This is a genomic window from Peribacillus sp. QJM3NY_7 (assembly GCF_056173225.1).
The window spans coordinates 4,526,933-4,549,072 of sequence record NZ_CM149663.1; the positions used below are offsets into that span (position 1 = coordinate 4,526,933).

Annotated in this window: 22 protein-coding genes and 1 other annotated feature; of the genes, 4 read left to right on the plus strand and 18 right to left on the minus strand. The window is 41.3% G+C overall.

All coding sequences use genetic code 11. From position 1 onward, the window contains the following. Positions 1-448 precede the first annotated feature (448 nt). The 6 genes from AC0VX1_RS21715 to AC0VX1_RS21740 all read right to left on the minus strand — a co-directional run bounded on the left by AC0VX1_RS21715 (position 449) and on the right by AC0VX1_RS21740 (position 7,814). Positions 449-2,788, minus strand: a complete 2,340-nt coding sequence (locus AC0VX1_RS21715) for an L-type lectin-domain containing protein (RefSeq protein WP_475468940.1) — start codon at positions 2,786-2,788, stop codon at positions 449-451. Beyond that, on the minus strand, positions 2,775-3,800 hold the full coding sequence (locus tag AC0VX1_RS21720) for a WxLIP family cell surface protein (RefSeq protein ID WP_475468942.1): 1,026 nt from the start codon (positions 3,798-3,800) through the stop codon (positions 2,775-2,777). Before AC0VX1_RS21720 ends, AC0VX1_RS21715 begins: the two co-directional genes overlap by 14 nt. Positions 3,801-3,892: 92 nt before the next feature. Beyond that, the gene (locus AC0VX1_RS21725; RefSeq protein ID WP_475468944.1) at positions 3,893-4,588 is read right to left on the minus strand and encodes a WxL domain-containing protein; all 696 of its coding nucleotides are present in this window, start codon (positions 4,586-4,588) and stop codon (positions 3,893-3,895) included. A gap of 25 nt (positions 4,589-4,613) precedes the next feature. Beyond that, entirely contained in the window at positions 4,614-5,303 is a 690-nt protein-coding gene (locus AC0VX1_RS21730) for a WxL domain-containing protein (protein ID WP_475468945.1), read from the minus strand. 894 nt (positions 5,304-6,197) lie between these two features. After that, the gene (locus AC0VX1_RS21735; RefSeq protein WP_413009083.1) at positions 6,198-7,028 is read right to left on the minus strand and encodes an STAS domain-containing protein; all 831 of its coding nucleotides are present in this window, start codon (positions 7,026-7,028) and stop codon (positions 6,198-6,200) included. A 354-nt stretch (positions 7,029-7,382) separates the two neighbouring features. Continuing rightward, the gene (locus AC0VX1_RS21740; protein ID WP_413009082.1) at positions 7,383-7,814 is read right to left on the minus strand and encodes an Lrp/AsnC family transcriptional regulator; all 432 of its coding nucleotides are present in this window, start codon (positions 7,812-7,814) and stop codon (positions 7,383-7,385) included. A gap of 149 nt (positions 7,815-7,963) precedes the next feature. Between AC0VX1_RS21740 and AC0VX1_RS21745 the strand changes: the two genes are divergently transcribed. Next, positions 7,964-8,548, plus strand: coding sequence for a DJ-1/PfpI family protein (locus tag AC0VX1_RS21745; protein ID WP_413009081.1), 585 nt, complete (start codon positions 7,964-7,966; stop codon positions 8,546-8,548). A 599-nt stretch (positions 8,549-9,147) separates the two neighbouring features. On the opposite strand, the gene AC0VX1_RS21750 is transcribed toward AC0VX1_RS21745, so the two are convergent. Then, positions 9,148-9,303, minus strand: coding sequence for a hypothetical protein (locus tag AC0VX1_RS21750; protein WP_475468948.1), 156 nt, complete (start codon positions 9,301-9,303; stop codon positions 9,148-9,150). A 59-nt stretch (positions 9,304-9,362) separates the two neighbouring features. After that, positions 9,363-9,533 carry a hypothetical protein gene (locus tag AC0VX1_RS21755; protein ID WP_158226159.1) on the minus strand — a complete coding sequence of 57 codons (171 nt, stop codon included), beginning with the start codon at positions 9,531-9,533 and terminating at the stop codon, positions 9,363-9,365. A gap of 321 nt (positions 9,534-9,854) precedes the next feature. Between AC0VX1_RS21755 and AC0VX1_RS21760 the strand changes: the two genes are divergently transcribed. Beyond that, positions 9,855-10,286: a DUF1641 domain-containing protein gene (locus AC0VX1_RS21760; RefSeq protein ID WP_475468950.1), complete on the plus strand. Its 432-nt coding sequence runs from the start codon at positions 9,855-9,857 to the stop codon at positions 10,284-10,286. Positions 10,287-10,324: 38 nt separating this feature from the next. Further along, complete coding sequence (locus tag AC0VX1_RS21765; RefSeq protein WP_063575153.1) at positions 10,325-11,506, plus strand: NAD(P)/FAD-dependent oxidoreductase; 1,182 nt, start codon at positions 10,325-10,327, stop codon at positions 11,504-11,506. Between the two features lie 112 nt (positions 11,507-11,618). Here the strand turns inward: AC0VX1_RS21765 and hxlB are convergent, their stop codons facing one another. The 6 genes from hxlB to AC0VX1_RS21795 all read right to left on the minus strand — a co-directional run bounded on the left by hxlB (position 11,619) and on the right by AC0VX1_RS21795 (position 16,899). Next, positions 11,619-12,170: a 6-phospho-3-hexuloisomerase gene (gene hxlB, locus AC0VX1_RS21770; RefSeq protein WP_244645310.1), complete on the minus strand. Its 552-nt coding sequence runs from the start codon at positions 12,168-12,170 to the stop codon at positions 11,619-11,621. Continuing rightward, a complete protein-coding gene (hxlA, locus tag AC0VX1_RS21775; protein ID WP_475468953.1) occupies positions 12,167-12,799 on the minus strand; it encodes a 3-hexulose-6-phosphate synthase in 633 nt (210 codons plus the stop codon). The genes hxlB and hxlA overlap by 4 nt, the downstream gene beginning before the upstream one ends. Continuing rightward, entirely contained in the window at positions 12,796-14,079 is a 1,284-nt protein-coding gene (locus AC0VX1_RS21780) for an MFS transporter (RefSeq protein WP_268565154.1), read from the minus strand. Before AC0VX1_RS21780 ends, hxlA begins: the two co-directional genes overlap by 4 nt. Next, positions 14,061-15,032 carry a sugar kinase gene (locus AC0VX1_RS21785; RefSeq protein WP_475468955.1) on the minus strand — a complete coding sequence of 324 codons (972 nt, stop codon included), beginning with the start codon at positions 15,030-15,032 and terminating at the stop codon, positions 14,061-14,063. The genes AC0VX1_RS21780 and AC0VX1_RS21785 overlap by 19 nt, the downstream gene beginning before the upstream one ends. Then, positions 15,019-15,789 (minus strand): sugar phosphate isomerase/epimerase family protein, encoded by a 771-nt coding sequence (locus AC0VX1_RS21790; RefSeq protein WP_475468957.1) that lies wholly within the window; start codon positions 15,787-15,789, stop codon positions 15,019-15,021. The genes AC0VX1_RS21785 and AC0VX1_RS21790 overlap by 14 nt, the downstream gene beginning before the upstream one ends. Before the next feature lie 72 nt (positions 15,790-15,861). Continuing rightward, the gene (locus AC0VX1_RS21795; protein ID WP_413023748.1) at positions 15,862-16,899 is read right to left on the minus strand and encodes a LacI family DNA-binding transcriptional regulator; all 1,038 of its coding nucleotides are present in this window, start codon (positions 16,897-16,899) and stop codon (positions 15,862-15,864) included. 228 nt (positions 16,900-17,127) lie between these two features. On the opposite strand from AC0VX1_RS21795, the gene AC0VX1_RS21800 reads away from it, so the two are divergent. After that, positions 17,128-17,463 carry a hypothetical protein gene (locus AC0VX1_RS21800; RefSeq protein WP_475468960.1) on the plus strand — a complete coding sequence of 112 codons (336 nt, stop codon included), beginning with the start codon at positions 17,128-17,130 and terminating at the stop codon, positions 17,461-17,463. A 170-nt stretch (positions 17,464-17,633) separates the two neighbouring features. Here the strand turns inward: AC0VX1_RS21800 and argS are convergent, their stop codons facing one another. From argS to AC0VX1_RS21820, 4 genes are all read right to left on the minus strand, one after another. Then, a complete protein-coding gene (argS, locus tag AC0VX1_RS21805; protein ID WP_413023746.1) occupies positions 17,634-19,313 on the minus strand; it encodes an arginine--tRNA ligase in 1,680 nt (559 codons plus the stop codon). A 34-nt stretch (positions 19,314-19,347) separates the two neighbouring features. After that, positions 19,348-19,566: a binding site (T-box leader), on the minus strand. 67 nt (positions 19,567-19,633) lie between these two features. Continuing rightward, the gene (locus tag AC0VX1_RS21810; protein ID WP_191929402.1) at positions 19,634-20,176 is read right to left on the minus strand and encodes a response regulator; all 543 of its coding nucleotides are present in this window, start codon (positions 20,174-20,176) and stop codon (positions 19,634-19,636) included. A 93-nt stretch (positions 20,177-20,269) separates the two neighbouring features. Then, entirely contained in the window at positions 20,270-21,301 is a 1,032-nt protein-coding gene (desA, locus tag AC0VX1_RS21815) for a Delta(5) desaturase DesA (protein WP_475468963.1), read from the minus strand. A gap of 269 nt (positions 21,302-21,570) precedes the next feature. Then, positions 21,571-22,080, minus strand: a complete 510-nt coding sequence (locus tag AC0VX1_RS21820) for a DinB family protein (protein ID WP_400448812.1) — start codon at positions 22,078-22,080, stop codon at positions 21,571-21,573. Positions 22,081-22,140 lie beyond the last annotated feature (60 nt).

A 22,140-nucleotide genomic window follows, 5' to 3' on the forward strand; every position in this document is an offset into this window, starting at 1 on the left:
ACAGGTTTCCTATATTCACTTCTTTAGAAAAGAAATATACAAAAAAAGCCTCATTCACGTTTAGAGGAAGCCAGTATGCATCGAAGGGCTTACCAACTTGTTAAAACGAAAATGAGCTGTCTATTAGGAGCCAGTGTACAAGAAAAAGCGAAACCGAGCATTTTACCAAGTACACTTGCCCGATTTTAACTAGACACCAATCATAAGCACGGATGGGTTAACGGATAGGCTGTTTAGCTAGTACGTATTAGGCATGCCTGACACAAATACATGCCCATTAGAACACCCTTGAGCCTTGTAAAGTCGTCCATTCAAACGATAGCCAATGTTCTTTAAGCTTCGGCTTGTTCAATTTAAATTGACTTATCGTCACTTTAAAAAAGGAGAAGAACACGTTTGATTTGGTTTTATTCGATCATCTAAAAAATGATTAACCATAGGCTTTTTCTCATGGCGCATCCACTAACCCCCATTTAATCCTCCCCTTATAATCACCTATATAGACAAAAGGTTCCATTTTTAATAATATCCCCTGATTTTCTCGCCAATGTATGGATATCTCATCTATACTTTTGGTTGTATGTTCAAAAACATTCATGGCAACTCCTAGTGCCATTTTTTCTTCTTTTCCAAATTCATCAACAAAAGTTAAGGCATCTAATAAATAATGTCCAGCTCCATCAGAAAAATCTTCACTTAAAGTAGCCGTCAGCCGCCACGAACTGCCGGTACCACGAGTATCCTTCACGCGAATATCCCAATCGGCATTTCGTTTTGCAAATGTCGGTTGATTTGGAATTTCCATGCTTACAAAACTAACATCCGTAGCGACATTGGTGAAACTAACTTGTCCAATGACGTTCAAGGTGAGCTTTTCCACGTTTGATCGTCTGCCAGTATCATCCACACTGTAAACATTTACAGTATGTGTCCCTACTGATAATTCATCTGCTGGAATGGTATGCTCGTAGCTGACTTCTTCCCCTTTATCAGTAACATTTGCTGCACCAGATGCAAATTTAATTGGCTCACCTTTATCCAACACATAGTATAGGTCCACTTTGTCACTATCTGCATCACTCCATGTCCCTTTTATTGTGTAGCCACTTCCTAAATCAATAGGTATTTCCGTATCAGCATCAACAAGTGTAAGAGATGGCGGTTCTACAACAATGATTTGCAGCGTTGCTACATTGGACTTTCCTCCATTTTCATCCGTTACATACACTTCAAAAGTGTTTTCCCCCATATTTAATTGGTCTTTTGCAAGGAGAAAACTCCAGTCGGCACTATCGGAAGACACATCTTTCTCTTTTTCTTCAGATTGGATTTCCTCTGAATTCAATTCATAGTAAAAAGTGCCTTTAGAATTATCACTGTCTTTCCAGGTTCCTGTCACTTCATAATCTTCACCTTCGGATACATAAACAGGGCCAGCATCATTTATTGCTACTTCTGGTGCTTGATTAGGCTGGATGACATAATCAATTGAATTGGTATCAATCACCATGTTATCTCCATTAAACCTAGCTGTTTCGGTAACTGAGGCAGCCTCCGTTGTTGCATTGACTTTCACTTGAAAAGAGACCGTCGCTGCATTTTGAGTGGAATCCATATTTGGAATACTAAGTGCCAGCGATTGCCCTGACCACGAATTATCATCTAATGCGGCAGTCTCACCAGAGGTTGTCAATGTCATGGAGCCTGGGATAAACGTAACATGATCATTCAAGACCGTGTTCAAGATGATATTTTTCCAATTTTGTAAACCACCGTTATATTTCGCATAAAGCGTATAGGTTAATACATCACCTTTAAAAACTGAAGAGCCCTCCCCAACAACAGAATCATCCTGTCTCGTTATCGTTTGCTCAACTTCTGCATTCACTAAATCCGGTATTTCATCAAAAGCGACACGATTGGTTTGCTTGTAAGTAGGACCTGTTGAACCAGTGAATCCCCAATAAACTTTTGTAGAGCCAAAAACATCTTGTACATTTACAGCAACAGTAACTGGATTTACTCCTTCTAATTGATACGTGAGTGCTTGGCTTGCAGCATCCCATCTCACTTCGAATTTACGCCATGTACCATTTGATAACAGACCAGGATACTGAACGCCAGTATTACCCTCTACGTTATTATGTTTCATGGTTCTCCTATTACTTTGTACCGGCCAAACACCAACGGAATAATCTATATAAGTATCGGCTTTCCCTGGATACCCCCATGCAACATGGTCATCGTTAACATTAGTATCAAAATAGCTGGTTCCACCATCATTTTTATAGGTATCAAACTCAACAGCAAAACTTTTTTGAATGCCAGATGTTTTCGATCCATTATAGCCTTCGTCTGCCCAAACCCCCAAGCTTGCCCCAGATTTTGCTATAGCATTCACACCTCTTGAATCATTATGCATCACAAATGCCATACCATCTGCCGCATTAGCCCCATTATTCCCAAAATACAAATACATTGTGGCTGTAAAATCTTTGGTTAAATCCATTTTAAGATCGTCGATCGACCAAATTGCCCCCTTTTGATTTGTGGTTCCAGGGGTTACTGAAACCAGATGACTGTTAATGATGGAGCTATTTGATCCTGTTGATGGAGTAGTAAATAGTCCATCCAATATAATACCGGATGGAGGATTATCTTCTAATGGACCGGCTGCCTCCACTTTAATGGATTCCACTGGCCCCAGCCATTGAAGACTTGAAAAAAACAAGCCCATAATAATGAGAAATGAGAAAGTGATTCTAGTGAATATTTTACTCTTCTTCATGCTTTTCCCCGCTTTTTTTCCTTCTTAGTAGAATAATGACCAGTATGATTAATACCGCAATTAGCACGCCGATCCCTACAAAAATAAGTGTATAGTCTTTTTCCAATTCAACTGCTTCTTTATTTAATTTCTTTGAATCATCACCTTTAATCTCAAACATTTTGTCAAATTTCCAGGTTTGATCTCCGTCTTTTGCCGTTATATATATATGATATTTGCCAGGCTCTAACGCTTGATTATCCCAGCTAATAGGAAAATCGAAATTAGAATTCGGTGCCATGGATACGCCATTCTTCTCTGAAGAGTGAAGCATCTTCCTGTTTCCTTCTTTCGTAATTCGAGCATTCACTTCCAAGTTATTGACAATCACAGCTTCCGTGTTTTGCAGATTCGCAGTCACCACTGTGCGATAGTTCATCAATCCTGCTTGAACTTTATTTAACTTTAGATTGGGTTTTACCCTTTTATCCGTTTCGGTCAATTTGACGCCAATCACATACGAAAATTCATTGTTGATTTGAACATTATCATCTTCTTGTTTTTTGGCGTCTTGATTTATTTCGTACACATAGAATCCACCCAAAATCACTCCATCAAATGGTTCATCTGGCATTTGAATCGTAAAAGGCACTTTTTTCGTTTGATTTCCTTTTAACGTTACTTTTTGTTTTGGGGAAATGAGATCAGAAAATGCATACTTTAATGAACGATCTTTTTTTTGATTATTTTTACTGTAATCAATCACTCCATTTTGATTGGTTACGGCTGTATTCGGTTCAATCATTAAGTCGATTTTTTTACTCGAGTTATTCTTCACTGTTAAAGATATCGTTTGTTCGGCCCCCGGCTTCATATACAAGTCAAAGTAAGTCAACTTCTTATTGATTTGGTTTTTTGGAATATTGGCTTTGATTGAATATTCCATGGTCCCAGCAAAGGCTGTTTCATTCTGGGAAATGATTCCTACCCCAATCAATAAGGACACAATCAAAATAAATAGCCCTTTTTTCATCTATATCCCCCTCTAGTTTCAACATGATGTGATATATATTAATGGAACTTGGCTTACATAATTTCTTATAAAGCCAAGCCCTATTTGAGTATTTAGCTAGGTGCGTCGGTTAATTCCCATGTTACAGTACCACTGTAACTTTCGGCTTCAGCTGAGCCAGCCAAAACTTTTAGTTGCACATTACCATTATCGCCGTCAGAACCTGAAAATACGTCCAGCCATGTTCCGCGGCCAGTTTCTAAAGGTGCCTCCATGAATTTTTTTGAATCACTATTATCAAATGTAACGTCATAAGCCGTTGGCGGTTCAGAAACATTTGATGATTGTGATTTTACTTGTCCATTTTTGAATGTTAACTCAGCCCCCTGTAAAGACTCCCCAGTGCTATTTTTAAATTCAGAAGCCTTTGCTGTCAAAACCCATCCTTCGCCCGTTCCGCGTTTATCTGAAACTTGTACATATGGGTCTTTATTATTTGCGTTATATGTAGTGTTCCCACTCATAATTTTTTGGGTTCCAAATTGGATGTTGGAGACATAGTCCAAAGTTAAAGATCCACTATTTCCCGTTCCGCCATTGTCTGGATCTATAGGATCAATCGGACTCGGTGGATCCGGTTCATCTGGATTAACCGGATCTACCGGCTTGGTAATACCCTCATCCGGAATAAAATCAATATAATTTTTTGAAATAGCGCTATTCACGACAGCTGCTTCCGCTGAATTTGTCGAAAAGATCAATCCAGCCAGAATCATACTTCCTGCCACTGACAGGGTAATTACTTTCATCTTCCTCACCTCATGGTTTTTTATATTATTGTGGTGCATCCAATAGACTCCAAGTTAATGTTGAGACATACTCTCCAGCTAAGTTTCCTGCAGGAACATTTATTTTCAAGCTGCTAGGATCAAATTGATCTACCCACGTTCCCATTCCTTTTGAATCTTGAGCAGACATAAGGATTTGTGGTGCAGTTACTTCAGAATCAGTACCTAATTGTACTTCCCTTAAATCTGGTGCAGGTGAAACATTTCCTGGAGTTGTAACTGCAGTCCCGATTGGAAGTGTAACAGTGGCACCTTTTAGAATCATCGATTCATCAGTTAGATCCTTGAATGGTGAAGTGGAGACCTGTAATGTCCAGCCAGCACCAGTACCACGAATATCCGTTATTTGAACGTTTGGTTTTTTTGTAGTTGTTGAATATTCCACAGCTCCACCGGATAATTGGTGGGTATTAAATTCTAAAGGCGAGACATTATCAATTGTTAGCGCCCCTGTATTTCCTGTTTCCCCATCCGGTTCACTAGGAACGATCGGGTCAGTTGGACCTGTTGTTTCATCTGCTGGCATTATTGTGATATGGCCATGTGAAGTGGCTCCTTTACCGTTTTCACTTCCTAATACTTCAGTTGGATCAACCGCGCTTGCAAATGCAGGCGTCACGAATACCAGCAAGGCTGTCGCTGCCAGTCCTTTAAAAAGAACCTTTTTTACATTCATTTTTTCAATTCCTCCTTATTTTTATGAAGATTTAAATGCCTACTAAATGAAGTTGCAACAATACCTTTCTTGAATCCCTCTAGAAACCCCTTAAAACGATGAACATACCTCTTATATTTTCACCATCTCCATTTCTCCTTTTGTAGGTTGATAGGCTGCAGCATCAATAGCTGGGACTACCAATACCTTTCATACATACAAAATGCCAATCACTAGAATATTTTTGCCTTAATAAAAATGAGTTTCCTAAGTTATCAAATTATCGAGATAGGGTACGGAACAAGAACGGTTACTTGGCTCAACTTCATGAAAATCATTATATAAGTTAAAAATTAAAACATTGTTTCAATAATGAATTTTGCGTTTCCATTTAAGAAACTCATGTAAGAAACTCATGATTTTGCTTTTCTTTAGTGACTTACAAGTTGTTTTTTTATGCATCAAGTGAGAAAGAAAGTTCGCTATAATTATAGAAAGGGGTTATTGGTTGGAATGAAAGGGGAAGAAGTCGGCACAAAGTTTTTTTTTTAGAAGATGGAGATTCAGAAATGGATCTTAAACCATATACGAATGAGGGTGTTTGCGGATAGGCGGCCGCTACTTAACGATTAATAAAAAAGTTAACCTGCTTCAGGCTAACCTTCATTAGGAATTTTTCACACCTACAAACGATCCTTTGATCTTGATCTACTGTGATCTCCCTAGTTTCCTACATACCTACATTTCGAGAATCAGTAAAAGTTTGTACTTATAATGAATAAATGTATCGTTGTACGCCAATTTCTATACATATCTACTTATTCGAGTCGAAAAAAACAGCAAAACAATTTCCTTAATATTCCAAATTACCTACAAAAAAAAGTCACCAAAACATGGCGACTCCCACTTCACGATTTAGGTGACTACAAGATAGTCCTTCAATGCCTGCTGCAGCGTACCCTTTGTTTCTGCTTTATTATCGAGCTGAATCCCTGAACGGATCATTTTCGTAACAACCTCTGGGCGTAATCCAGTCACCACAGCTTTACACCCCATCATTGCCGTTCCATCGAGGATTTTCATCAAATCAGTGATCATTTCAACTTCGATTTCGATGATACCGGATAAATCCAAGATCAAAGTTTGTATCCGAAGTTTACCTATCTCCATCAATACTTTTTCTTCGATTATCTGTATTCGTGAATAATCGATTGTCCCAATTAACGGAAGGACACAGGTGGTGGAAGTGATGGGAATGATTGGGACGGACAGATTTTCCACCAAGTTTTGCTGAGCGAGAATCAATTTGTCTTTGTAATCGGAGTAACTTACGAAAAAGGATTTAAGAAATTCATCAACCTTTTCATTCACTATTTTCTCTAAATCAAAAAAGACCTTGGAATCCTCAATAAACGCTTTCTTTTCTTGTTCGAACTTATAAAGAAAGGTCCAAAGCGTTCTGCGGAGGGCCTGAATCCATTCCAGCTTGAATGAAAGCGTCAAGGAGTGGGTTGCCCACGTAACTCCTTCTTGTTCGGCAAAGGAAATTAAATCCGTTTCATTCTGCTCCACTATATAACGGACGAGCTTATGTGCATTATTCAAAAGGTCGACATTTCCAATCAGAAGGATTTCTTCGATTTTATCCCTGACATTGACCGCTGCTGATAAAAGATATTCTTCAAACTCACTTTTATTCTGCAAAAGGAATTCCATTATTTTATCTTCATCATAAACAAAACCCACTCTTCTCCACTCCCTTTTTGAACATCCAACTGTGATTTTTGTTACTATTTACTTTCTATATGTGTGGAGTTTTTTCCTGCTAATCGCTCATATATTAAAAGGCTCTTTTCGTAAAGATTGATGTTTTTAAAATGAAACTATTTAAGGTTGATTGGAGCGGAAGTGCGAGACTCCTGCGGGAGCAGCGGGACAGGTGAGACCCCACAGGCGTTTAAGCCGAGGAGGCTCACCGCCCGCACCAAGGAAAACGAGCATCTGAAGGGGAAATCAACCACACCGCACTACTTGGTAAATAACAACAAAGTATGCGAAAACAGCCTATTAAAAAGATGGAAAGTAAAAGGGTTAAAGCCGTTAGATTTCATCTCCTGAAAAAACATTTTTCGATGCGGAAGAAAAGATCAGATGTGTGGAAGATTTCCCATATTTAATGGCTTCATCGACGAAGTCTTCCAGCGTTTCCATCGAATATGTACTTATTTTGATAAGATAACTGTATTGACCGGCTAACCGGTGGCATTCCAATACTTCCGGGTGGCTCAAGCTAAATTGATAAAAATCTTTGCATCTTTCCGTTTCGAATAATATGAATGCCGTAATGCTCCTATCAAGTTTTTCAAGTGATATTTCCGTTTTATACCCCTTTATCACTCCGCTTTCCTCTAATTTATTCACACGTTCTTTCGTTGCTGGTGCCGTTAAGGACACTTCTTGCGCCAGTTCTTTCATGGACATGCGCCCATTATTCTCCAGCAAGGAAAGTATTCTTTTATCCGTTCGATCCAACTCAATCGCCCCCACTTTTTATTATTAACAGAATTCTTTCAAATACATTATAAAATAAAAAGAAATGAGATGAATACGTAATTAATTGCATGTATAAAGGAATTTGCTTTTTATATAATTAATTCAAATATAAATAAGGGGGAACTGTTATGAAAAAAGTATTGATGCTGCTATCCAATGGATTCGAAGCGGTTGAAGCAAGTGTGTTTACAGATGTATTGGGGTGGAATAAATTAGAGGGTGATGGCACCACTGACCTGGTTACGGTTGGACTTCACGAACGATTGAAATGCACCTGGAATTTCATCGTGCAGCCCGAACTGACCCTCGATCAAGTGAACCTTGATGATTACGATGCTCTGGCCATTCCAGGAGGCTTTGAAGAAGCCGGTTTTTATGAGGATGCCTATGATCAGAGGTTTCTTGATGTGATCAAACATTTTCATAATAAGAACAAAATCATCGCAACCATTTGTGTAGGTTCCCTCCCACTAGGAAAAAGCGGGATATTGAATGGAAGAAAAGCCACAACATACAACCACCCAACCAGTAAGAGACAGGGGCAGCTAAAAGATTTTGGGGCGATTGTCGTGAACGAACCGATTGTCGTCACGGACAATATCATTACATCCTTCAATCCATCCACAGCTTTCGATGTTGCCTTTACACTCTTGGAAATGCTCACTTCACAAGATAATTGTGAACATGTGAAGGAATTGATGGGTTTCCATTAAGAATGTCACGAATGGGATGTTGATTTCCGTTCCAAGCACTCGCTTATCCGCGGGCGATCGGGGAGCCTTCTCGGCTTGAGCCTGCGGGGTCTCGTACCTTCCTCTCCAATCAACTTTGTTACAAAACTTGGAGTCGAAGGTGTTACTTTAGGTCAGTTGGTTCAGGAACATTATTTAAATGCGTTTTCCGAACTCTTTCTCCTACAGTCTTTTTAAAATGAAGGATGAAAACTTGAAACATGGAAGATATCAAAGCAATTATGAAGTACAACGGATCGTGAAAGTAGCGGCAAAAAGAGGTACGGAATGGTCTAATTCCAAACCATGATTTTAAAAGAAACCTTTGGTTATGTTTTTTACTATATTTATACGGATGAAACCCTTAAAAGATTGAAAAAATTTGCGACACTCCTGCCGAATAACTGGCTAGCCGAGACCCCGCAGCCGCTTGCGGTGAGAGGCTTGGCAGACAGTCGGCGGAAAGGGAGCGGATTTCTGAAATCCAACTGGATCTTTTTTTCAAAAAAAAACTGCAGGCAAACTCGTTTCGAGTTGATCTGCAGTCTGGGGTTCCGAGTGAATTCGGAACCTGTTTCACGTTATTTCCAATAAGCCAATGAACGGGTTTTCATGGATGCACGGAACTGTTTTGTTGATTCCGCCAAGGCTTTATTCGTTGCATAATCGATGATGACACCATACCGGCGAATGACATCGAGACTATCCAGCTCGCCATTGGCGAATTTATCTTCCACGCTTTGTATGTTTTCCTCAAGCCTGTTGTTCCTGCCATTTAAGTATGCTTACAACAATATTATTTATCAGGTGTTTCCGATGTGCCTTCCTCGCTGTTTTTGAGGTAAACTTCAGAAATTCCATTCATACCTTCCATTAGTTGCGCTTTCGTATATTCCATACTGCCAACCATTTTATGAAGCTTCTTATCATTATTCTCTTCTGTAAGTTTAGATTCTGAATCCGTCACATATTTTCACCTCCATCATTTAGGATGGCAAATCAAGATGGAAATATGTATGACAGGCGTCGATGGCAGACACCCTCTTACCCTACACTTTAGGTAAAAACAGGTAACTTTCATTAATATCTGTACTTCAAATAAGCAGGAAAAGATGATTTTATGAATCTTTTTTAAAAAATCAGCTGTTTTCAAGCCACTAAAGGGATATACTATAGTTTAGCTTTTATTACATTTTTGTTAGTATTTTTTCTCGTCTCACATTGTGTAATATTTTACAAGTTTTTCTAATTACATCAACAAAATGCTTATTGCAAAGGAGAATTGGATATGTCAGAAACGATTACCCAATCACAAACTGAACAACTTAATGCCCGCCAAAAACAATTAGATGTACTGGACCAATTATTAAAGCCTGAGGTTCAGGAATCATTGAACACTTTAGTCGAGCAGTTACCAAACCTAACTGAGTTAGTGAATATTTTAACAAAGTCTTATGATTTCGCTCAATCGGTTGCGACTGATGATGTGTTGAAAAATGATACGGTCAGCGCCATTTCGGAGATCGCGACACCTGTGGTCCATTCAGTGAAAGGGCTTGCTGCTAATGCCATCGAGGCTAAGGATCGTGCAGAAGCGAATAATGATGTAATCGGTCTTTTTGGTTTGTTAAGGATGATGAAAGATCCGGAAGCACAAAAGCTTTTCCGTTTCGCCCAAGCATTTCTTGAAGTCTCTGCAGAACGTAAAAACCAAAAATAATTTGATAACTTTCAATCAGTAAGGACGGGGGATTAACTATGTCAAAACAAATCGTCATCTTAGGTGCAGGTTATGCAGGATTACTATCTGCCTTATCCGTACGTGAATATTACAAAAAGGATGAAGTGCAGGTTACAGTGGTGAACCAATTTCCAACGCACCAAATCATCACCGAATTGCACCGTCTTGCAGGCGGATCCATTTCTGAACAAGCCGTTTCCATTCCTTTGGAAAAGCTATTCAAAGGAAAAGATATCGACCTTGTCATTTCCAAAGTGGAGTCATTCTCGGTCGATAATAAAGAAGTGAAACTTGCCAATGGTTCCACATTATCTTATGATGCCCTGGTTGTTGCTTTAGGAAGCCAAACAGGATTCTTCGGCATTCCGGGACTTGAGGAAAACAGCATGGTCTTGAAATCCGTTAATGATGCTAACAAGATTTACAAACATATCGAAGATCGCATCCGCGAATATTCTCAAACGAATAATGAAGCGGACGCAACCATTGTGATTGGCGGCGGCGGATTGACGGGCGTTGAGTTAATTGGTGAAATCGTGGATCATTTCCCTAAAATCGCCAAAAAGTTCGGAGTGGACTTCAAGGACTTGAAAATCAAGCTTGTGGAAGCTGGTCCAAAAATCCTTCCGGTCCTGCCTGATCACTTAATCGAACGTGCCATGACAAGCTTGGAAGCACGCGGCGTTGAATTCCTGACAGGTCTGCCTGTAACGGGTGTTAAAGGAAATCAAATCGAATTGAAAGACGGACAAACGATAACGGCCAATACGCTTGTTTGGACAGGCGGAGTTGCGGCCCTTCCTATCGTAGGCGAATCAGGCCTTGAAGTGGATCGCGGCAAAGCAACCGTCAATGAGTATTTGCAATCCAAATCCCATAAAGACGTATTCGTTGTCGGCGACAGTGCCGTTGCTTTCCCTCCAGAAGGCGGCCGTCCATATGCTCCTACTGCACAAAATGCTTGGCAAATGGGTGAGCTCGTTGGATACAACCTATATGCAGCATTTGAAGGCAAGAAACTTGAAGAATTCTCACCTGTAAACTCAGGTACACTTGCGAGCCTTGGCCGTAAGGATGCAGTGGCAACCGTTGGGGCCAATAACACGTCCCTTAAAGGCCTTCCGGCTACATTGATGAAAGAAGCAAGTAATGTTCGTTACCTATCACACATCAAAGCCCTATTCAGCCTGGCTTATTAATTCATGATCACCGTGACATGTTCACGGTGCATGCCCTTTATTCCCGTTTGGGAGTAAGGGCATTTTTCATATCAAAAAAGGCGGGAACCCGCTGAAAGGGTCCCGCCATATTTCACTCTACATTACTATGTTTGGAATAAGTAAGCTCGTGGCTGATGGACTCGGTTAATGAATAGTCCAAGCATACTGCATCACATAAAACATGTACACATTGATCAAACAAAGAACTTAACGGCTGGACGCTTTTCGTTTCATGTTCCAAGCGATTTTTCGTTGCTGCAGGTATCACCAAGACCTCATGAGAGACATTCGCCAATTCCGATTGGTCATTCGTCGTGATCGAAAACACCTTGCATCCCACTTCCCTGCCTTTTGCTGCAACTGATATCACACTTTTGGTCGAGCCGCTCCCGCTAATGGCTATGATCAGATCGCCTTTCGAAATAGAAGGGGTAATCGTTTCCCCGACTGCATAGACGTTTAAGCCAAGGTGCATCAATCTCATCGCAAAGGCTTTGGCCATGAAGCCCGATCTGCCTTCACCAACGATGAAGATCCTGGTGTCGGTCCGTAAATTTTTTAGGAGCACATCCGTTACCCCGCCGTCCATTTTGTGAAATACACCGTTCATTTCTTCTAAAATAACCCCAATTTCCTTCTTCAAACTTCCTTCACACCTTTCTTTCCATTCACCGTTTCCTTAAATAGACGGGCAGCTTCTGCTGGATCCTTTGCTTTTGTAATCGCCGAGCCAATGATGATGACATCCAGCCCCTTCCTGACCATTACAGGCAAAGACGAAAGAGTGATCCCTCCTGCTGCAGCCCTCATGGACCCAGCATGATTTCTCATATTGATCATGGCGTGACCTGAATTCTCCTGGCTGTCCTTGCTTATATGCTCACAGAATATCGCCTGACGGTAAATCCGTAATTGCTCAAGCCGGGTATCGGATACATTCAATAAATCAATCATGATCTGCCCCTTGTATTCACGCGCTTTTTCCAGGCATTTTTGGATGGTTACATCCGATGCAGCCCCCATTACCGTAGCTATATCAGCCCCGCTTTGAAAGCAAAGATCCATTTCATAAGCCGCATTGTCCATCGTCTTCATGTCGGCAACGATTTTTTTATCCGGAAAGTGATTTTTCATTTCTTTGATGCTATTCACGCCGAACTCTTTAATCAGGGAAGTCCCCACCTCAATCCAATCAATCGAGGCTTCCACGCTTCGTGCCATTTCAATGGCTTCCTCCATATTCATGCGATCCAACGCCAGCTGTATTTTCATGACGAAGCCACCTTCATTTGCTTGACTGACGTAACCGCAGGCTTTTTAACCATCAATGTGAGTAACGCTGAAATCAATAACGATCCCGCCATGAAAATATAGGATGCTCCAGGCCCGCCGGTCAATCCGTTTAAATATCCGACGAAATAAGCACCTACAAATGAGCCAAGCGCTCCCATGCTATTAATCAGGGCCATTGCTCCGCCTGCCACATTCCTTGGGAGAATTTCAGGGATGATGGCAAAGAACGGTCCATATGGCGCATACATCGCACCGCCTGCAATGACCAACAGGGCATATGAAAGCCAGAAATTCGATGTGCCGAGCATGAAGGACCCGAAGAATGCGATTGCCCCCACAAGCAGCGATGTCCAAACGAACGTTTTTCGATTCAATGTTTTATCCGAAAAATAGGATAGTGCCAGCATCGAAATGACCGCTAACAAATAAGGTCCGGCTGAAAGCCAGCCCGTTGCCACGATATCCATGCTCGATGCTTGTTTAATAATGGACGGCAGCCACATGACGAACCCATAAACCCCGATGCTCCACATGAAGTATTGGATACTGAGGACGATGACCTGCTTTGACTTAAAAGCTTCCCGATAATTTTTCACAGGTTTTAATGCAGCCTGTTCTTTCTGGAGGGTCGCTTCCATATCTTGCTTTTCCTGATCTGTAAGCCACTTGGCATCTTTGGGACGGTCATTGACGACCTTATACCAGATAAACGCCCACAGGACAGCCGGAAGTCCTTCAATGATGAACAGCCATCTCCAGTCGAATGCCTTCAATAGGTAGCCGGAAAGGATCGACATCCACAATACAGTAACTGGATTCCCCAGAATCAAAAAGGTGTTGGCCCGGGAGCGTTCTTCTTTTAGAAACCAGTGGCTTAAGAAGACGAGCATCGCGGGCATAACAGCGCTTTCAACAACACCAAGCAAGAAGCGAATCGGATAGAGCCATGCCACACTTGTCGCCATCCCCGTCAAGGTCGCCAGTCCTCCCCAGAGAATCAAGCTCCAAAAAATCAGGATTTTGGCACTTTTCTTTTCTGCGTAATGTGCACCTGGAATTTGAAAGAAGAAATAACCAAGGAAAAACAGCGCGGCCAGAAAGGAGGATACCCCGGCTGTTATATTAAGGTCTTCCCCCATTCCACCCGCTACGCCAAACCCATAGTTGGCACGGTCGAGATAAGCGAGACTGTATGTGATGAAAACCAAGGGGATCAATCTCATCCACCTTTTTCTCGAAGCTACTTGTAATTGAGACATGATTGAAGCACTCCTTTTTTCATAAAGTGTTCTAGCTCTTCCATATCAGGAAGGCCTTCGTGATCTCCGGAAGACATCACGGCCTTGGCCCCTATCGCATTTCCGCGTAAAACTGCTTCTTCATTCGATGCCCCTTCCAGTAAAGCGCTGATTACCCCGACAGCAAACCCGTCTCCTGCCCCTACGGTATCCACGACTTCCGCTACGGTAAAACCCGGTACCTCCTTCCTTTCATCTTGGGTTGCAAAGTAGGCTCCTTCTTCCCCGAGTTTAATCACCACAAGCTTAACACCGAGTTCGAGGTAGTAACTGGCGATATCCTCTTTGTTGCTAAATCCTGTAAGAATTTCACCTTCCTGAATTCCGGGAAGCAGCCAATCCGCCTCCTCCGCAAACATATTGACGATGCTGATCATCTCCCTTTCATTCGGCCAGAGTGATGGACGCAGATTTGGATCGAATGAAACGGTTACACCCTTTTGTTTCAGATGTTTCAAGACTTGCCATGACAGATCTCTGAAACTGCCGGAAATGGCAGGAGGTATCCCCGTTAAATGCAGGTGCTGAGTTGAAGGGAGTTTCTCCAGAGGAAAGTCCTCCAGGGAAATCCTACTGGCGCTTGAATTCTTCCTAAAGTATTCAACGACCGGATCTCCTTGTTCGACTTTGGATTTTAACTGGAACCCAGTTGGATTAAATGGATCCATCAAAACATGGGAGACATCCACCCCCTCATTTGTGAGCGTTTTCATAATCATGCGCCCGAACGAATCATCGCCCACCTTGCTCATCCATGCAGTTTTAATCCCTAACCTTGACAGGCCGATCGCTACATTGGTTTCGGCCCCTGCCACATAACGCTTATAACGCATGCAATCATCAAGGCTGCCCGAATCCTCAGCGATGAACATCGCCATTGCCTCTCCCATCGTCAGTACCTTAAGCTCGTTCATGGCTGACCTCCTGTTCCATTTTCATAAGTGAAATATAAGTCGCTGCATTTTCCAATGTTACCGGGAATTCAATCGCTACCGGACAAGCGCCATTAAACTTTTCCAATAACTCCATTACCTCAGGCAGCAGCGGCATCGATACCGGCTCAGTCACCCAACCCTCTTTCTCGCGCCTCACTTGCTTTAAATGAATATAGTCCACATATCCCGCTAAACCTTTCGCAGCTTCCATTGGAACTTCTTCTGTATACAGCCAATTGCCCGTATCAAATGTCAATCTTATCGGGATATCGAACTTTTCGGAGCAACTCAGGAAATGAGCGATCCGGTTTACGTTTCCACCGCCAAGCGTCTGATCGTTCTCGATGGTGATTTTCATTTCACGGTTTTGCAGATTTTCCACCAAGGCTTCATTCATTCGAAACATATCTGTTTCAAAAAAATCGTAGTTTCCTAGAGGCATCTTCAGCAATTCCGCTCCCAATTCATCCGCTTCCCTTGCCAAGCATTTAAAAACTATTTCATTCATTTGATGGTTCGAACCGATCAGGAAATCAGGAGCGGAATAATAAATGGCCAAGTTAAGCTCCCTGCATAAGGCACCCAATTCTTCCAGAGAATCATCCGGCGTCAATAATTCTTTTCTGATTTCGATTCCATCAGCTCCAGCGGCTGCTACCAGTTTTATGATTTCATGATGTCCGAGCGCTTGAAGCTTTTCGGCCGGTATTGAATTCATGCATACAAAGACTTTCATATTAATCCTCCTGACCCCAAAATGGTATCGGTACCATTTTGTGAGTTAATAAAGTCTTCAAGTTTAGAAGACTTATGATTTTGGTATAAATGGAGTCGTTTTCCTTATATTCAATTTCGCTTGATACGCCATTGTCTGCGCTGGGGAAGCCTGTCCATCAATGCGGCGCAGGATCATTTCCATAGCAGCGACCCCGATTTGGTATGTGGGCTGTTCAATCGTTGTAATGCCCGAATAAACGATGGTGCTCCAATCCGGATTATCAAATCCCATCATTGCTAAATCTTCCGGGACCGACAGTTTCTTTTCTTGTAAAAGTAAAATTAATTTTAATAGCACGACACTATTTGCCGTCAATATAGCTCTTGATACGCCTTTTGAGTCATCTAAAAAATGCTGGAGCTTGGACTCGACATCTTTTAAATCATCGACATTGACCTCATAAACATCACCTGAACTCGGATGGCTATGGCTCATCAACGTTTGCTGAAAGGATAGCCGCCGCTCATGCCTGGTACTGACATTGCTGGCAGGTTCGCTGAAAAATGCAATTCGTTCATAATTTTGGCCAACCAAATAATTGACAGCTTGTGAAGTAGCCTGAAAATTATCCAATCCTACCGTATCGATTTCAAGATCTGGCACCTTCCGATCCAAAAGGATGATCGGGGTCTTTTGCTCTTGCATCTGTTTTAGCATGTCGTGATTACCGCCAGTCGTATGAATGATAAGCCCGTCGATGCGATGGGATAAAAGCATATCAAAATAGCCTCTTTCCTTCTCGGGGTTATTATCCGAATTGCAAATCATCAGATTATATCCATTCTGGCTGCATATATCCTCAGCCCCCCGAAGGATGGCCGTCGTATATGGATTGTTGATGTCCGCCACGATGATTCCAATCAAATAACTCTTATTGCTTTTGAGCCCTCTTGCCATCGTGTTTGGGCGGTACTCCATTTTGGTGATCGCCAGCTCGATTTTCTTACGGGTCTTGTCAGAGAGTTCATCAAATCTCCCCCCTAAATACCGGGAAACAGAGGTCTTTGAAACACCTGCTTCTCTAGCAACATCGTAAATTGTAACCTTTGCGTTTTCTTGTTTAACCATTACATTCATCCATTCGCGAATTTTGGAACCGGTTCCATTTTTATAAATATTAACACATTACCAATGAATGTCAATCCATTTTATTCAAATTCTTTTTCTTCCGCTGAAAATGCGTAGCTAAGCTGACAGCCCGTTGCTTTTTTCACCGCATTCCTTCATTTCCCTATACTAAAATATATTAACTAAACTGTATAATATAAACAGTTATAGAGAGGGGAAGGCTTTTTTTTGATGAAAAATAAATATTCAAAATGGTTACTTGTTGTAGTTATATGTATGGGTGTTGCTATCGGAGGTTATTGGAATTATTCCAGTATTGCAATTGGAGGAACATCTGATAATGGTATGTGGAAAGCAAATTATAAGAAAAACTCTGATGAAACAGTTGGCGGATGGATTGGACATCTTCAACAAAAGTCTGGTGGCAAGGTCAAGATAAAAGAAGTAACCTTTATTGATAATGGAAAAATAGTAGTGGAACATAAGGGATTTACAGAAGGAAAAAGTGAAGATGGCTCTGTTTACAAAATTAAATCCGTTATCAACGGATTTTTATTTGGGTGATCCTCCAAAAAAAGAGCATGTGTACAAGTTGCATATTACATGGGAGAAAAAAGGACAGCTCAAGACAGATACTTTTCTTCTAAAATAAAAGGGCATATGTTCATGCTAGGCTGTATCTGATAAATTATGGAGCCATTTTGAAACAAAATGGCTCCTTTTATAGACATGGATTACATTTTATTCGGCGTTGAAATGCCCAATAAACTTAGCGCATCCTTCAATACGATTGCAACGGAAAAAGCGAATGAGAGCTTCATTTGTTTCCATTCATCTTCCACTAAGATTTTCGAATGTGCATAATACTTATTGAATGCACGCGATACATGCAAGCTGAATTTCGCGATTTGTGATGGATCGGCTTGTTCAAATGATTTTTGGACAATGATCGGGTATTGCTCCAGCAGCTGGATGACTGGCCACGCATATTCGCCTAAAGCTTCATATTGGATGGCCTGCTCTTTAAAATCACCTTTTTCAAGCAAGGAGGAAATTCGCGCATATGTGTACTGTACATAGGGGCCCGTTTCTCCCTCAAAATTCATCATTTGCTCTAATGAAAAATCAATATCGTTCATGCGGTTATTTTTTAAATCATTAAAGATTACCGCTCCGACACCGACTTGTCTTGCAACCAGTTCTTTCTGTTCAAGCGCTTGATTTTTTTCTTCAATATTGCGCTTTGCAGTTTCAATCGCCTCTGCCAATACATCCGCAAGCAGCACAACTTTCCCTTTACGGGTCGACATTTTCTTACCGTCTTTTAGCATCATGCCAAATGCTACGTGCTGTAAGTCTTTTGACCACTCATACCCCATTTTTTCAATGACGTTAAAGAGTTGTTTAAAGTGCAGGGATTGTTCATTTCCGACCACATAAAATGTTTTCTTTGCCTCATACTGTTTTTTGCGATACATGGCAGCAGCTAAATCACGTGTGGCATAAAGTGTCGCACCATCGGTTTTCGTAATCAAACAAGGCGGCATATCTTCCAATTGCACGACATAGGCACCTTCTGAAAGGGCAAGCAGGCCTTTTTCTTTTAGTTCCCCGACAACCGCATCCATTTTGTCATTGTAAAATGCTTCACCGGCATAGGAATCAAAACGGATGCCCAATAAATCATAAATCGTCTCGAATTCTTTTAACGACGCATCCCTGAACCATTTCCACAATGCCAGTGCTTCCTCGTCCCCGTCTTCAAGCGACTTGAAGCTTGCGCGTGCTTGTTCATTCAATGATTCATCGGTTTCTGCTCTTTCATGGAACTTCACATAGATTTTCAATAATTCCTGAATCGGAGAAGCTTCGATTGCCTCTTTATCTCCCCACAGCTTATACGCGACAATCAACTTACCGAATTGCGTGCCCCAATCTCCTAAATGATTGATACGAACTGCATTGTAGCCATTTTTTTCGGCAATGTTGGCCAGTGCATTCCCTATGACCGTTGAACGTAAGTGTCCCATGGAAAAAGGCTTGGCAATATTCGGGGAGGAATAATCAATCACGACATTTCCCTGTTCAGTCTGTATCGAACCATACTGATCCTTTTCCCTTAATATCGTTTGCAGCACGTTTTCCGTCACCATCTGTTGATTGAAGAAGATATTCAGATAACCTCCCACTACGTTCACTTCTTGGATCAACGTACTGTTTAATTGTTGGGCTATTTCCGACGCAATCACCTGAGGCGATTTTTTGAATTTTTTCGCAAGAGTAAAGCACGGAAAGGCGACATCACCTAACTCCATCATTTTTGGCTTTTCCATTAATTTTTCTATTTCACTTGCTGGCATTTCATTGTTCAAAGCAGTTGAAATCAATTCTGCAATTGGTTTATTCATCGTCATTTTCCCTCCTAAACAAAAAAGCCCCCGCCTCTAAATAAGAGACGAGAGCATGAATTCCCGTGGTACCACTCTAGTTGCCACAAATTGCGGCCACTTTCCATTGTTAACGAGGTGACTCCCCGATATTCCCTACTGAACGTTTCAAGAAATTTCTCCAAAGTGCGCTTCATTCATCCGACCTGCATTAGGCTCCCACCATCCCTAACTCGCTTTCCATTTCCAAATGAACTACTCTCTTCATCACAGAATTTTCAATATTATGATTTAATCCATCGTACACAATTTAAAAAAACGTGTCAACACAATTTAAGAAACAAATCCTAACCAGCCGGTAACTTCATTTTATCCTTGATCGTCGTAAAATACTTCCGTACTGTCCCAATTGTGCCGCTTTGATTGGACGGCTCAATATTGGATGGACCATCGGCTAACAGCCCTAACACTCCCATTTCCCGGCCATTATGGCTGGAAGGCCCATCAATAAGCTCTGGGGAGTATATTCGCTTGCCATCCATTATGCTGCGAATCGAGCAGGCTAACTCTTCACCCGGGTTATCCTTCAATAAATAACCACTTACATCAGCCTTTAATGCGAGTTGAAAATAACCAGTCCTTCGAAATGTCGTTAAAATGACCACTTTGCATTCAAATGACCTTAATGCTTCCGCTGCCTCGAGTCCGCTCATTACAGGCATCTCCATATCCATGATACACACATCAGGCCGTAATTGGTGTACAAGAGCCATCGCTTCTTCTCCGTTACTGGCTTGCCCGACAATTTCTATATCTTCTTCAAGATTGAGTAGAGAACTTATTGCCTCTAATAGCATTTGCTGATTTTCTGCAATGACAATTCGAATCATTTTTAAGTTCTCTCCTTTATCGAGTTCCTTATATGAAACAAAGACTCCCCAAATCCGAGGATTATTAAGGGAGTCTGGAATGATACATGAACGTTACAGTTCAGATTTCACTTGAGTGGAAACACTTTTTTTCGTTAAATATTTTATGTCCTTGAAACCGACGAAATTCTTGGATTCCTCATCCCATAAACGGAAACCGAGTGAGCGCAAGCTTGTCGCAAGAGTGATCGTCGGAACGTTCTCTAAAGGCTGCGTATTATTATGCGCCATTTCCAATTTATAGTTAGGCACCCTTGGACTTAAATGGTGAACATGATGGTAACCGATATTGCCAGTAAGGAACTGCATCAGTTTTGGAAGCTTATAAAAAGAACTTCCCTCCACTGCTGCCAATACATATTCCCACTCTTCATTTTCTTCAAAATAAGAGTCCTCGAATGTGTGCTGGACGTAAAACAGCCAAATGCCGATTGAACCGGAAATCATGAAAATGGAACCTTGTACCAGAAGGAACGACTGCCAGCCTACTGCCAGGCAAAGCAATGCCGCAAAAACGACGATTAATACATTCGTCAAATACGTATTATTTTTTTCCTTCTTTCTAGCACCTTTACGGTTAAATCTATTTTTAAGAAGGAAAACATAAATCGGCCCCAAACCAAACATGACCAATGGATTACGATAAAAACGATAAGCAAAACGAAGTTTAAACGGTGCAGCCAAATACTCATCTACCGTAAGGGTCCAAATATCACCTGTACCCCGCTTATCCAAATTACCGCTTGTTGCGTGATGCACTGAATGCTCATGTCCCCATTGATCAAACGGGAATAAAGTCAAAACACCCATGATCGTACCGACGATTCTATTCGCACGGCGGTCTTTGAAAAATGAATGATGCGTACAATCATGAAAAATGATGAATATTCTCGTCAAGAATCCAGCAGCAAACACAGCCGGGATTAAAGCTAACCAATAAGAAACGGAAAGACTTATATATGCTAGGTACCATAGAATGATGAACGGCCCCAAAGTATTGATGATCTGCCATATACTTTGCTTTGTCGTTGATTGTTCAAAAGGAGCAATTTGTTTTTTCAAGGATTTCGTATTTTGCAAGGTCATATTTCAATTGCACTTCCTTTTATTTTGTCGTTATCCATAGTATAAAGAAATCAACCTGATTTTATTAGTACCAGGTGTCATGACTAGAAGATGACAAATGTCATGTACAAGTCAATTCCAGTGACAAACGTAAAAAAGGCTAACCAGGAAGAACCGGTTAACCTGTTCACATATATAGGATTCCGTTATCTTCAAAATAACAGGCGGCCTTACTTTAATAACAGGACTGTCAATGCTTACAGTCCCATCAGTAAGCAAATGAAGTCCCGTTACTCTCCTTTTAAAAATAAATAAAGACCATAATCCGTCGAAGTTGAGGCATAACCCATTTGGCGCAACATGGCCGTGATATTGCCCCGATGATAGGTTCCATGATTCACGACATGCGGTACCAATTCGGCTGCACTTGTTTTCATTTGTCCGCCAGCTGGATTCTCAATTATAAGAGGTTTATGCATATTTTCTTTTTGGCCAAGCAGCGATTTGTACCGCTCGGATAACTCAATAAACATGGCCTCCATTTCCTCCAATTCCTTTGACTCTGTTTGTTCCTTCCGTTGTTCAGCCAAATCCAATGCATGTTTCATGCTTTTACCGGAAAAAACTTCCGCCCACCCCAGATCGGAAAGATACACATGGGCCATCACACTCGATATCGATGAAAACACACTTTGAACTTCCTGATGGTAAACATCCTTTGGAAGCTCTTTTAAACGGTTGAAAATCTGATTATTTGCCCATATGTTGAAATCATAAAACTGTAATTCAAAATTTGACATATAAACCCTCCCCTTCTACTTACAAATCACTTGTCCTTCTTACGGAATAATTCGTCCCAC